Here is a 13,189-nt window from a genome sequence, read left to right as displayed (position 1 = left end):
GCTACAGCGGGCGGAATCCGGCGCCCACCACCCCGAGTCGGTCGATCTCGGCCAGCACCGCGGTGATCTGGTTGGAGACGTCCGGATCGTGGAACGGGTTTCCGGGCCCGGTGCAGGGCATTTCGGAGGAGCCCGGCAGGCCGACACCGGCGTTGATCATGCCCACCAGCTGGTCGCCGCGCAGCACCGGTCCGCCCGAGTCGCCGTGGTTCGCACAGACCTGGCTGAGGAATTCGTCGGGGTAGGCATCCCACACCACCCCGCAGGTGAACCCGGTGGTGCGGCCGTTCTTGCACACCGTCTCCATCGCCTGGGCGGGAGCGCCGACCGTCGCGACCACGGAGGGGCCGACCTGGCGGACCGGCGTGACGCGGGCGGGGTCGAGTTCGATGACCGCCCAGTCGTGGTCGACATCCTTGACCGCGGCGAAGCCGATCGGCCCGGCATGCGGATCGGCCTCCGCCCAGACCGCCACCCCCGCGTCCTCGGCGCAATGTCCGGCGGTGATGCCGACGAGACGGTTCTCGCGGTCGTAGCCCACCGCCGTCATGGTGCACAGCGCGACCATGCGCGGATTGCCGGTCTGCAGGGCGATACCCGAGCCGCCGCCGACCACCGGCCCGCCGTCGGCGTGTGCCGCCCCGGCACCCGGCCCGGCCAGCGCCAGCATGGTCATGACCGTTCCGGTCGCGACTTTGACGGTTGTACCCACTGTGTGAACCACGCCCACTCCCTTCCGATCCGACGACTGCGAGGTAACCCGTGCGAGCCTATGCCCGGGCGCGCAGATCAAGATCGAAAACGTCTCGTCGTTACGCGGTCTTGACCGCACGTCGACCCGAAGTGAGATATTCCGGTTCGGCATACACCGCACCGACAGGGCAGTACGTCCTGGCGGACGCGGCGGTGCCGGGATCGGTGGGTGCTCAGCCGTCCTTGCGGGCGTGTCGGCCACCGCCGCCGGTGTGCACGGGGCGGATGGGCCATTCGGAGGGGTCGGCCCACGGGGAGGTGACGGGCTCCGTCACGCGGGGGAGTTCCTCGGTGGGCCCGTCGAGTTCGCGTTGCAGTTGGTCGAAGAAGGCTTGCATGCTGCCGTAGCGGGTCAGGATTTCCGCCAGCAGCCGTTGTGCGTCGGTGTTCGCCGTGATCACCTCCGTCATCGTCCTCCACGCTTGCGGGGGAGTCCTGTTGCCCGGCCTCGGCCGTACACGCGACCGCACCGGCGGGGGCAGGGAGTCACGGGAGCACTGCCGCCCGCCGGTGTCGGCGTATTCGTGTACCGCGTCGGCCTCACAACGGGACGGGGCCGGGGGCCGCTTTGGGCGAGCAACCCCCAAACACTCCGAGCACGAGGCTGCTGGAAGGTAGCGGCAGATCGGCCGGGAGTCCGCCTGCCGCGCCTCGTGATCGGAATGCCCGTCGATACGGTAATGGGGCCGCCGCCCCGGGCACGGCATTGCACGCCCGATGGCACGGAATGTCAGAGGTTTCCGGCACGCACGGTCATAGGTTTCCGAGAATTCGCTCATCCGGCACGCGACCGGTCGGATGCCCCGCGGTTTTCGGGGCATGTCCGAGATCATCTGCTTAGGTAACCTAACCACCCGTGGACAATGTGCGATCGCCGGAGGTGCCGCACTCCGGCCGAACGCTTCTCCTGCTCTCGGTGAGCGCGGTGGTTGCGGTATCGCTGCTGTTCACCACCGTCGACCCCTGGTTGGACAGGGTCGGGATCCTGGTCGGCGGTCTGGACGCGCACATCTATCGCGATGGCGCGCTGCGCATCCTGCGGGGGCAGCCGCTCTACACCGAGACCACGCTGTACGGGTTGCTGTACACCTACACGCCGTTCTCGACCCTGGTGTTCCTGCCGGTCGTGGCGGTGCCCTGGGCCTATGTGACCGATACCTGGCTGGTGCTCAATCTGATCACACTCCTCGGCTGTGTGCTGATGTGCTGGCGCATTCTCGGCTACCGGATCGGTCCCCGGCTGGTCGGCCTCAGTGCACTGGTGGCGACCATCTGTGTCTTCCTCGAACCCGTCCGCACCACGCTGTACTACGGGCAGATCAATCTGATTCTCATGCTGCTCGTGCTGTGGGGCGTGTCGCGGCCGGAGCACGCCCGACTCCGCGGTCTCGGTGTCGGGCTGGCCGCCGGTATCAAACTCGTGCCCGGCTTCTTCATTCTCTACTTTCTCGCGCTGCGCCAATGGCGTTCGGCCATGACCGCCGCGGCGGCCTTCGCCGCCACCGTCGTGCTGGCCTGGATCGTGCTGCCCGGCGACTCCCGGCAGTACTGGGGCTCGACCTTTCTGCGCTCGGATCGCATCGCGCCCGACGGACATCCGGCCAATCAGTCGATTCGGGGCACACTCGCCCATCTGGCCGACGGTGCCGTGCCCACGTGGCTGTGGTTGCTGCTCGCGACGGGCGTTGTCGCCGTGGCCCTCACCGTCGTGGCGGCGCTGGACCGCGGCGGTGAACGCCTGCTCGCGGTCACTCTCGCGGGAGCGACCGCGAGCGCGGTATCGCCGTTCTCGTGGAGTCACCACTGGGTCTGGTTCGTTCCACTGTTCGTCTACTGTGCCCACCGCGCCGAGCGGGATGCTCGCTGGTGGGTCGCGGCGGCGGTGCTGTGGCTGTGGACCGCGGCCTGGGCGTACCACTGGAACGACACCTGGGTAACGGTGGGGCTGTTCCTGTTTCCGCCGTCGTGGCCGGTCGCCCCGCTGCTCATGAACGGGTACGTGATCGCCTACGTCGTCCTGCTGATCGCGGCGGCGACGACGGTGTGGCGGGTTCGCTCGGTGCCGGGCGCGACCCAATAGGCAACCAACGGTTGCGCAATTCGCCGTCCACCTCTAGAGTGATGTGCAACTAATGGTTGCACATGGAGGTGGTTGTGGAATACGGCAGCATCGAACGTGAGATACACGTCGACGCCACACTCGAGGTGGTGTACGAGGTGGTCAGCGATCCGCGGCATATGGCCCAGTGGTGGAGCGACGAGGCGGAATTCGAGGCGACCCCGGGCGCGGTCGGCGAACTCGCCTGGGGGAATCGGGAACATGTCGAGGCCATGACGGTCGTTCGGGCCGACCCGCCGCGCCTGTTCGCCTTCCGCTGGTCCTATCCGGACGGCACCGCCGACGAGATCGCGGATTCGCTGCTGGTCACCTTCGAACTCGTGCCGTCGGGCTCCGGCACCCTGATCCGGCTCACCGAGACCGGATTCCGGGAAATGGGCTGGGCGGAAGCGAAATTGGCGCAGGAGTACGGCGAACACGTCACCGGTTGGGACTACTACCTCCCCCGACTCGGGGAGTACGTCACCGGCTTGGTGTCCGCGCCGTGACCGTCATCGACGACGAACTGTGGTCGGCCATCGGCGATCCCACCCGGCGGCGCATGCTCGATCTGCTGCTGGCCGCGGGCGAGGGCACGGCCACCGGACTCAGCGAGGAACTGCCGGTGACCCGGCAGGCCGTCGCCAAACATCTCGGCGTTCTCGACCGCGTCGGCTTGGTGCACGCCAGCGCCGCCGGGCGGGAGCGTCGATACCGGGTGGACGAGGAACGGCTGGCCCGCGCGGTGGCGCAGCTGTCCTCGGTCGGAGCGGCCTGGGATGCCCGGCTCCGGCGCATCAAACGTATCGCCGAAACAATCCAGCACGCCGAAGCAATCCAGCAGACGAAGGACGCGAAGAAATGGTAGACATCCTGCATCGGGTCGGCATCCGCGCACCGGAAGCCGAGGTGTACACCGCCCTCACCACCACCGAGGGCTTGGCCGGATGGTGGACCACCGACACCACCGGAGACGGTGACGAGATCGGCGGCCTGCTCCAATTCCGGTTCGGGGCCGGCGGTTTCGATATGCGGGTGCGCGATCTGGACCCGGACCGCCACGTGCTGTGGGAGGTCGTCGAGGGGCCGGAGGAATGGGTCGGCACCCATGTGCGCTGGAATCTGAAACCGGCCGGGGACTATACCATCGTGCTGTTCGCCCACGAGGGCTGGAAGGAGTCGGTGGAGTTCATGCACCACTGCAGCACCAAGTGGGCGGTCTTCCTGCTCAGTTTGAAGTCGCTGGTCGAAACCGGCAAGGGCGCACCGGATCCGCACGACGTCAAGATCGACGACTGGAACTGAGCGGTACCGTTCAACCTCCGTGCGGCGGCAGTTGGGGGAGCGGCTCGTCGTGGAGCCAGCTCTCCCAGAGCGGGCGCAGCGGCAGCGTGCTGTAATGCCCTGCCAGATCGGTGAATTCGTCGGTGGTGACCGAGGCGTGCCGGTAGCGGGAGGTCCACTCGCGCAACAGGTCGAAGAAGGCGCGCTCACCCAGTTCGAGGCGCAGGGCGTGCAGGGTGAGCGCACCGCGTTTGTAGACGCGATCGTCGAACATGCGGGTGGGACCGGGATCGCCGACGCGAATGTCTTGCGGTTCGCGGGCCAGATTGTGGCGGGCGGCGCGGGCGAGCTGATCGGCCGTGGGGCCGTCGGCGGCCTCGGACCAGATCCATTCGGCGTAACAGGCGAATCCCTCGTGCAGCCAGATATCGCGCCACCGGCGAATGGTGAGGCTGTTGCCGAACCATTGGTGGGCCAGTTCGTGGGCGACGAGGCGCTCGGAGCCACGCCGCCCATCGCAATGGTTGGCCCCGAATACCGAGATGCCCTGGGCCTCGATGGGAATCTCCAGTTCGTCATCGGTGACGACGACGGTGTAGCCCGCGAACGGGTACGGCCCGAACTTCTCGGTGAACACCTCCATCATGCGGGGCTGACGCGCGAAATCGTGGTCGAAATCCGCGCGCAGGCGCGATGGCAGCACCGCCTGCATGGGCACGGATCCGTGCGGGGCGTCGATGCGCTGTTTGCGGTAGTGCCCGATCTGAATGGTGGCCAGATAGCTGGACATGGGTTCGGGTTGTTCGTACACCCAGGTGGTCTGGCTGGCCTTGGTCAGCTTGCGCACCAGGGTGCCGTTGGCCAGGGCGTAGTACGGCGAATCCGTCGTGATCGAAATCTGGTAGCTGGCTTTGGAACTCGGGTGATCGTCACACGGAAACCAAGACGCCGCGCCATTGGGTTGGCTGGCGACCAGCGAACCCTCCGACAGTTCCTCCCAGCCGACCTCTCCCCACGGACCGCGCACCGGTTTCGGCACCCCCGCGTACTGGACCACCAGGTGCAGCGCACCGCCGGAGGGAATCTTCTGCTGTGGTGTGATCGTCAGCTTGCCGCGCTGGTGACTGTACTTCGCCGCCTTCGAGCCGTTGACGAACACCTTGGACACACTCAGCGCCTGGGACAGGTCCAGCGCGAACCGATCCCGCACCCCGGTGGTGACGGCGGTGATGGCCGCGCGCCCCGCCAGCCGGTTGCTGGCGACCTTGTAGACCAGTTCCAGTTCGTAGCGCGACACCCGGTAACCACGATTGCCGTTCTGCGGCAGGTAGTCGTCGATCGGATCCTCGTAGAACTTGTCGCGGATCATCGCGCCGCTTCCGCACCCGGCCACGGCGCGATCGGATTGCCCCACCACCGGGTGGACGGCGGCACGCTGTCGCCGCGCATGACCAGCGAGGCCGGGCCGATGGTCGCGCCCGCGCCGATGACGGCGGCGGGCAGGGCCACGCAGTGCGGGCCGAGAGTCGCTCCGGCGTGCAGGGTCACGGTGTCCATGGCCATGATGCGGTCGTGGAACAGGTGGGTCTGCACCACGCAGCCCCGTTCCACCGTCGCGCCGTCACCGAGTGTCACCAGATCCGCCTCCGGGAGCCAATAGGACTCGCACCATACCCCGCGCCCGATGGTCGCGCCGAGTCCGCGCAACCAGAGATTGAGTACGGGCGTACCGGTCGCCGCGCGGGCGAACCAGGGCGCGGCGACATGTTCGACGAAGGTGTCGGCGACCTCGTTGCGCCACACGAACGAACTCCACAGCGGATGCTCCTCGGCCCGAATCCGCCCCACCAGCAGCCATTTCGCCACCACGGAGGCGACTCCGGCGACCGCGCCCGCCGCCATCAGCACCAGTCCGCTCAGCAGCGCGGCGGGCAGATGGCCCAGGGTGCGGGCGAGCCACGCCAGGGTGAACAGCACGCCGAGACCGATGGCGAAGGTCACCAGCACCGGGATCAGGCGGCAGGACTCCACCACCGCGCGGGCCAGGCGCAGGCGCGGCGGGGGATCGAAAGTGCGTGCGGTATCGGCGTTCTCGGCGGCCCGGCGCAACCGCACCGGCGGACTGCCCAGCCACGACGACCCCGCCTTGGCCTTGGAGGGTGCGGCCGAGAGCACCGCGACCAGGCCGTTCTTGGGCACCCGCCGGCCGGGCGCGGTCATCCCGGAATTGCCGAGGAAGGCGCGCTTGCCGACCTTGGCCTCGCCGATGCGCAGCCAGCCGCCGCCGAGTTCGTAACTGGCGATCATGGTGTCGTCGGCCAGGAACGCGCCGTCGGCGACGGTGGTGAACTTGGGCAGCAGCAGCACCGTGGACGCCTCCACCCGTTTGCCGACCTTGGCGCCGAGCAGGCGCAGCCAGATCGGGGTCAGCAGGCTGGCGTAGAGCGGGAACAGGAAGGTGCGGGCGGAGTCCAGCAGGCGTTCGGTGGCCCACGCCTGCCAGCCGATCCGGCTGCGCACCGGGTGGTAGCCCTCCCGCAGCCCGATGCCGAACAGGCGGACCGCGAGGATGGTCACCGCCGCGTACACGCCCAGACTCAGCAGGGTGGCGACCGGCAGCACGGCGACAGCGCGGCCGAGCCCGGCGGTCAGGGTGGGGGTGTCGCGAATGCACCAGGCGATGAACGCGCCGCCCGTGGCCAGCCCGAGGATCGGCACCGCCGCCAGCACCATGGAGGTGATGCCGAAGATCGCCACCCAGTGCGCGGCGCGGGCGGGGGCGTGGTCGGGCCAGCGGTGCCGCGCCTTGCCGACCTTCACCGCGGGGGAGCCCGCCCACTCCTGTTCGGCCTTCACCTTGCCCGACACCGCCGAACCCGGCGCGATCTCGGCCCGCTTGCCGATCCTGCTTCCCGGCAACAGGATCGAGCGCGCGCCCACCACCGCACCCGGCCCGATGACGATCGGGCCGATATGCACCACATCGCCGTCGATCCAGTAGCCGGACAGATCCACCTCGGGTTCGACGCTGCATCCGTCGCCGAGTTCCAGCATGCCGGTCACCGGCGGCAGGGTGTGCAGGTCGACGCCCTTGCCGATCTTCGCACCGAGGGCGCGCGCGAACGGCACCATCCACGGTGCGCCGGACAGGTTCTCCGCACCGCTGGCCTCGGACAGCCGCACCGCGGTCCACAGCCGCAGATGGACGCCGCCACCGCGCGGATAACTGCCCGGCGCCACGCCGCGCAGCAGCAGCCGGGAACCGGCCACGCACAGCAGCATGCGGCCGGGCGGGGAGATGAACAGCAGGAAGGCGACCAGGGCCCACCACCACGACAGGTGCGGCAGCCACGGCAGCGAGCCGGACCAGGCGGCGATATTGCCGACGATGCCCAGCCAGGTGAGCCACTGCAGGCCGGTGAGCGTGGTGAGCGGAACGGTGGCCAGCACCTGGAACAGCTGGGCGGGCAGCGGCACCGGGTGCACGACCCGCTCCCGCACCGCGTCGGCGGGGGCGCTGTCGTCGAGGAAGGCGGCCAGCGCGCCCAGGCGGGGATGGTCGTAGAGGTCGGCGACGGTGACGCGCGGGTGGCGTTCGCGCAGGGCGGCCACCAGTTGTGCGGCGGCCAGTGAGCCGCCGCCCAGATCGAAGAAGTCGGAGGTGTGGTCGCTGACCTCGGCTCCGAGAATGGAGTCCCAGAGACCGGCCACCCATCGCTCGGTCGCGGACAGCCCCGAATCGGCCGGATCGGCGGTGGCCTTGGGCAGCGGCCAGGGCAGTGCGTCCCGGTCCACCTTGCCGGAGGTGCGGGTGGGCATATCGGCGACCACGGCCAGGCGGGGGACCAGCGGGGCCGGAAGCCGCTCGGTCAGTTGGGCTCTGGCGGCTGCCATATCGTAGTCGGCGGTCGGTCCGGTCAAGTAGCCGACCAGGATCTTGTTGCCCGCCTTGGTGGTACGGATGGCGGCGGCCGCGCCCGTCACCCCGGGCAGGTGCTGTAGGGCATTGTCGATCTCACCCAGTTCGATCCGGCGGCCGCCGAGTTTGATCTGATCGTCCGCGCGCCCCAGGAAGACCAGGCCCGCGCGGTCGTTGCGCACCAGATCGCCACTGCGGTAGGCGCGTTCCCAGCCGAGCGAGGGGAGCGGCGCGTACTTCTCCGCGTCCTTGGCCGGATCCAGATAGCGCGCCAGCCCGACGCCGCCGATGACGAGCTCCCCGGATTCGCCCTCGCCCACCGGATTTCCGGCCCCGTCCACGACGGTCAGATCCCAGCCGTCCAGCGGCAGGCCGATGCGCACCGGGAAGGAACCGTCGAGCAGGGCGCCGCAGGCCACCACGGTGGCCTCGGTGGGGCCGTAGGTGTTCCACACCTCGCGGGTCGTATCGCGCTCCCCGGACCCGTTCCCGGCCAGCCGTTCCGCCAGCTCCGGCGGCACCGCCTCGCCGCCGAAGATGAGCAGCCGCACCGAATCCAGCGCCTCCGCGGGCCAGGTGGCCGCCAGCGTCGGGACGGTGGACACGATGCTGATCTCGCGGCGCACCAGCCACGGCCCCAGATCCGCGCCGGTGCGCACCAGCGCGCGCGGTGCGGGCACCAGGCACGCACCGTGCCGCCACGCCAGCCACATCTCCTCGCACGAGGCGTCGAAGGCGACCGACAGTCCGGCCAGCACCCGATCACCCGGCCCGATCGGCGCGTCCCGCAGGAACATCCGCGCCTCGGCGTCCACGAACGCGGCCGCGTTGCGATGCGTCACCGCGACACCCTTCGGCGTTCCCGTGGACCCCGAGGTGAAGATGATCCAGGCGTCGTCCTCGGGCAGGGGTGCCGCGACCGAGCTCGCCGGGCGGACGTCGCCCACACCGGTTGCCTCCGCAGCTCGGGTCGAGGCGCTGCCCACCCCGGCCGAACTCGCCGAGTGGGTGGCCATCGTGCTTGTCGTGCTCGTGCTCGCCGACGCGGTCGCTGTCGCCCCTGCGGCCACGGCGGCCGGACCCGTGGTGGCCGAACCTTCGGGCCGTGCCGGTGCTGCCGGGTGAGTGGTGGCCGTGGGCGGTGCGGCCGCAGGCGAATCCGCTGCCGTGCCGGTGCTTTCGATTCCGGCGGCGGTGACGATCGCGCTGACCCGGGCCTCGCCGAAGACCAGGCGGGCCCGCTCGTCCGGATCGTCGGCGTCGACCGGGACGTAGGCGGCGCCGGCGTACAGGACGGCGAGGATGGTGACGTAGAGGTCGCGGGTGCCCGAGGGCATGCGTACGCCGACGCGATCACCGGCGCGCACGCCCGCCGCCGCCAGTCGCGCCACGGTGGCGTCGACCTCGCCCAGCAGTTCGGCGTAGCTGAGCACCGCCTCGCCGTCGTCGACGGCGGGGGCGTCGGGGTGGGCCAGGGCGGTGGCGGCCAGGATGTCGACCAGGGTGCGAGCCGGCGGTGCGAGCGTGGCCCGCAGCATCGGGTTCACACCCACCGCGGTATCCGTATCCGGCTGCGGCATCACGCCCTGACCACCTCTCACAGCACTCCCCAACGTTTCGGCATTCGTTGTTTCACACTTGGGTTACCAATGAGCGAACTCTGCGGTGACCAAATGTCCAGACTACCCGGCATGCCGGTCGCCGGGCGTTCACCGAAACCGGGGGCGGGGTGTGTGCCGCGGCACGATGCGCGTGGGTAATCGGGCGGAAGACCGCCGGTTATCGATCAGTCGCCGATGCGGGCGATGGTGTCGGCCACCCGTTCCAGGTGCTCGGTCATGGCGGCGCGGGCGGCGTCGGCGGAGCGGGCCTCGATGGCGCGGACGATGGCCTCGTGTTCGCGATCGGAGTCGGTGCGGCGGTCCTGGGTGAGGTTGAGGAATTCCGATTGCAGGTCCAGGGCGCTGCGGGTGTCGGCCACGAAGGTGGTGAGCATGGTGTTCCCGCTGGCGGCGGCGATGGCGGTATGCAGTTCACCGTCGTAGCGCACCCATTCGCGGTCGTCGGTGGCGTTCGCCAGATGGTCGAGGATGTCGAACAGGTGGCGCAGCTGTTCCTCGGTGCGGCGCTGCGCGGCGTACCCGGCGGTGGGGATCTCCACCAGCCGTCGCGCCTCGATCAGGTCCTCGGCGTCGACGCCCGCGAAGGTCAGGCGCGGATTCTCCTTCTTGGAGATGACGAATGTGCCGCGCCCCGTATGGGTTTCGGTCAGGCCCAGGGTCGCGCACGCGTGCAGTGCCTCGCGCACCACCGGGCGGCTCACCCCGAACTCCTTGGCGAGGGCGAGTTCTCCGGGCAGCCGGTCGCCGACGGCGTACTCGTCACCCTGGATGAGGCTCTTGAGCCGTCGAAAGACCGCTTCGGTAGCGCCGATGCGCTGCACCTGTCCTTCTTCGACCGTCACGCGATCAGTATGGGTACCGGGCCGGGGAGGGTCAAAACGTGAACGGCGAGTGTCGCCGACCTGGACAGCCGACATTGACAGCGCGATGTGACCGCCATTACTGTCAGCCTGTCTTACAGCCTGACAGCTTGGCATGTTCCGCTCGCCGGTCGCCGCACAGGCTGGGTCCGCCCGAGGAAGGTTTCCATGCACGACGAACCGTCGGCACGCACGGCCACCGCGCCCGCGCCCACGACCGCGCCCACGCTCGATATCGGCGATGTCGGCTATCAGAAACAGCTGCGCAAGCGGCATATGCAGATGATCGCCATCGGCGGCTCCATCGGCACCGGCCTGTTCCTCGGCGCCAGCGGCCGGATGGCCCTGGCCGGACCGTCTCTGGCCATCGTCTACATCGTGTGCGGCCTGTTCACCTTCATGGTGGTGCGCGCACTCGGCGAACTGGTCATGTACCGGCCCTCCTCCGGAGCCTTCGTCTCCTACGCTCGCGAATTCATGGGCGAACGCGGGGCCTACACCGTGGGCTGGCTGTACTTCCTGAACTGGTCGACCACCCTGGTCGCCGATATCACCGCCGTGGCGCTCTACGCCCACTTCTGGTCCATGTTCACCTCGATTCCGCAGTGGGTGCTGGCGCTCATCGCCCTGGCCGTGGTGGTCGCGCTGAATGTGGTGTCGGTGCGCCTGTTCGGCGAGATGGAATTCTGGTTCGCGCTGATCAAGGTCGGCACCATCGTCATATTCATGCTGGTGTCGGTCGGGCTCATCGTCACCGGCACCCCGATCGACGGCAACGTGCCGGGCATCGCCACCATCACCGACAACGGCGGACTCTTCCCGCAGGGGCTGGCCCCCATGCTCACCATCGCCCTGGGCGTGGTGTTCGCCTTCGGCGGTACCGAGATGATCGGCGTCGCGGCGGGCGAATCCGATGATCCGCGGGGCGTGGTGCCGCGCGCGGTGAACTCCATCATGTGGCGGATCATCCTGTTCTACGCCGGATCGGTCATCCTGTTCACGCTGCTGCTGCCGTGGACGGCCTACTCGGCCAGCGAGAGCCCGTTCGTCACGGTCATGAGCAAGGTCGGCATCCCGCACGCCGGAGACGTCATGAACCTGGTGGTGCTCACCGCCGCCATGTCCAGCCTGAACGCGGGCCTCTACGCGACCGGACGCACCCTGCGCTCCATGGCCGTGGCCGGTACCGCACCGAGTTTCGCCGCGCGCATGAACCGGCAGGGGGTGCCCTACGGCGGCATCCTCATCACCAGCGCGGTGGGGATCGCCGGGGTGGTGCTCAACCTCGTGATGCCGCACAAGGCGTTCGAGATCGTGCTGAACCTGGCCGGGCTCGGCATCGTCGGCACCTGGGCGTCGATCATGATCTGTCACTGGATCTTCGTGCGCCGCGCCGAACGCGGCGACTACACCCGGCCCGACTTCCGCCTGCCACTGGCCCCCGTCCTCAATATCGCGACGCTGGCCTTCCTGGTGGGAGTGGTGGTGCTCATGATCTTCGACGAAGAGATCGGGCGGATCACAGTGGTCGCCTTCCTGGCCGTGGCCGTCGCCATGGTGGTCGGCTGGTACCGGGTGCGCGATCGGCTCGACCACGACGTGCTGGCACCGGTGGAGCGGCCGTGATCGACATCCTCTACACCGGCGGCACCTTCGGCATGGTCGACCAGGGGGCGGGTATGCGCCCCCGGGCGGGCATCGGGGCCGACATCGCCGAGATCGTCGCCGAATTCGAAGCCGCGGCGGGACTGTCGGTGGGCTACCGGTACAGCGAACTCGACCCGGTCATCGACAGCGCGCAGGCCGACGCCGGCACCGGCCGCCGCATCGCCGAACGCGTGCGCGCCGGGATCGCCTCGGGACGGCCCAAGGGCGTCATCGTCATCCACGGCACCGACACCATGGCCTACGTCGGAGCGCGGATCGCGTTCGAACTGCGCGGCTGCGCGATCCCGATCCTGTTGACCGGTGCGCAGATCCCGCTCGGACAGCCCGGCAGCGATGCCCGCGACAATCTGCGCCTGGCGCTGAAATCGATTGTGGCGCGCACCGATCCGGGCACCTACCTGGCCTTCGGCGCGGGCCTGCACCCGGCGGTGCGGGCCTCCAAGCGCGCCGTCGAGGACTACGAGGGCTTCACCACCATTCGGGCGCTGACACCGCCCCCGGTACCCGCCGTCCTGCCCGAGGCGTCGCGACCGCGGGAAGCGCGGGGGCCGGTCGGCCTGCTGACGGTATTTCCCGGCCTGCACGCCGCCCTGCTCGACGCCGCCGTCGATCACTATCGCGGCGGCCTGGTGCTGGAGTGCTACGGCTCCGGCACCGCGCCGCTGCACGGTACGGAGATGATGGATTCGCTGCGCCGCGCCATCCTGCGCGGAACGCCGGTCGTGGTCATCACCCAATGCGACAGCGGGGGTGTGGATCTCGCTCGCTATCAGCCCGGACGCGTACTGCTGGACGCGGGCGTGATCAGCGGGGGCGACATGACCCGGGAGGCCGCACTGGCCAAATTGACCCATCTGGTGGACAGCGGGTTCTGCGGTGCGCGGCTGCGGCACGCCATGGAGACCAATCTGCTCGGCGAACTCTCGAATCCGCCTCCGGCGGCGTGCGATTCGAGCTTGCACCACGCCTATGTCGCGCACTGAGA

General features: G+C 69.2%; 11 protein-coding genes. 6 read left to right on the top strand and 5 right to left on the bottom strand.

From position 1 onward, the window contains the following. Position 1: 1 nt before the first annotated feature. Both ON31_RS12490 and ON31_RS12485 read right to left on the bottom strand, forming a co-directional pair. Positions 2-712, bottom strand: coding sequence for a S1 family peptidase (locus ON31_RS12490; protein ID WP_039813111.1), 711 nt, complete (start codon positions 710-712; stop codon positions 2-4). 214 nt (positions 713-926) lie between these two features. Continuing rightward, positions 927-1,163 carry a hypothetical protein gene (locus tag ON31_RS12485; RefSeq protein WP_039813110.1) on the bottom strand — a complete coding sequence of 79 codons (237 nt, stop codon included), beginning with the start codon at positions 1,161-1,163 and terminating at the stop codon, positions 927-929. Positions 1,164-1,669: 506 nt separating this feature from the next. On the opposite strand from ON31_RS12485, the gene ON31_RS12480 reads away from it, so the two are divergent. The 4 genes from ON31_RS12480 to ON31_RS12465 all read left to right on the top strand — a co-directional run bounded on the left by ON31_RS12480 (position 1,670) and on the right by ON31_RS12465 (position 4,156). Then, positions 1,670-2,833 carry a glycosyltransferase 87 family protein gene (locus tag ON31_RS12480; protein ID WP_039813205.1) on the top strand — a complete coding sequence of 388 codons (1,164 nt, stop codon included), beginning with the start codon at positions 1,670-1,672 and terminating at the stop codon, positions 2,831-2,833. A gap of 62 nt (positions 2,834-2,895) precedes the next feature. Beyond that, a complete protein-coding gene (locus tag ON31_RS12475) occupies positions 2,896-3,360 on the top strand; it encodes an SRPBCC domain-containing protein (protein WP_255222071.1) in 465 nt (154 codons plus the stop codon). Then, complete coding sequence (locus tag ON31_RS12470) at positions 3,357-3,719, top strand: ArsR/SmtB family transcription factor (protein ID WP_039813107.1); 363 nt, start codon at positions 3,357-3,359, stop codon at positions 3,717-3,719. Before ON31_RS12475 ends, ON31_RS12470 begins: the two co-directional genes overlap by 4 nt. Further along, a complete protein-coding gene (locus ON31_RS12465) occupies positions 3,713-4,156 on the top strand; it encodes an SRPBCC family protein (protein WP_039813104.1) in 444 nt (147 codons plus the stop codon). Before ON31_RS12470 ends, ON31_RS12465 begins: the two co-directional genes overlap by 7 nt. A gap of 10 nt (positions 4,157-4,166) precedes the next feature. On the opposite strand, the gene ON31_RS12460 is transcribed toward ON31_RS12465, so the two are convergent. The 3 genes from ON31_RS12460 to ON31_RS12450 form a co-directional block, all read right to left on the bottom strand. Next, the gene (locus ON31_RS12460; protein ID WP_039813200.1) at positions 4,167-5,504 is read right to left on the bottom strand and encodes a M1 family metallopeptidase; all 1,338 of its coding nucleotides are present in this window, start codon (positions 5,502-5,504) and stop codon (positions 4,167-4,169) included. Beyond that, the gene (locus ON31_RS12455) at positions 5,501-9,634 is read right to left on the bottom strand and encodes a Pls/PosA family non-ribosomal peptide synthetase (RefSeq protein ID WP_051037157.1); all 4,134 of its coding nucleotides are present in this window, start codon (positions 9,632-9,634) and stop codon (positions 5,501-5,503) included. The genes ON31_RS12460 and ON31_RS12455 overlap by 4 nt, the downstream gene beginning before the upstream one ends. A 206-nt stretch (positions 9,635-9,840) precedes the next feature. Further along, positions 9,841-10,518 carry a FadR/GntR family transcriptional regulator gene (locus tag ON31_RS12450; RefSeq protein ID WP_039813102.1) on the bottom strand — a complete coding sequence of 226 codons (678 nt, stop codon included), beginning with the start codon at positions 10,516-10,518 and terminating at the stop codon, positions 9,841-9,843. Between the two features lie 186 nt (positions 10,519-10,704). On the opposite strand from ON31_RS12450, the gene ON31_RS12445 reads away from it, so the two are divergent. After that, positions 10,705-12,162 carry an amino acid permease gene (locus ON31_RS12445; RefSeq protein WP_039813100.1) on the top strand — a complete coding sequence of 486 codons (1,458 nt, stop codon included), beginning with the start codon at positions 10,705-10,707 and terminating at the stop codon, positions 12,160-12,162. Then, a complete protein-coding gene (locus ON31_RS12440; protein ID WP_051037142.1) occupies positions 12,159-13,187 on the top strand; it encodes an asparaginase domain-containing protein in 1,029 nt (342 codons plus the stop codon). Before ON31_RS12445 ends, ON31_RS12440 begins: the two co-directional genes overlap by 4 nt. Positions 13,188-13,189 lie beyond the last annotated feature (2 nt).

Source organism: Nocardia otitidiscaviarum NBRC 14405 (genome assembly GCF_000308635.1).
GTDB lineage: Bacteria > Actinomycetota > Actinomycetes > Mycobacteriales > Mycobacteriaceae > Nocardia > Nocardia otitidiscaviarum.
This window is presented reverse-complemented; position numbering and strand designations above follow the sequence as displayed.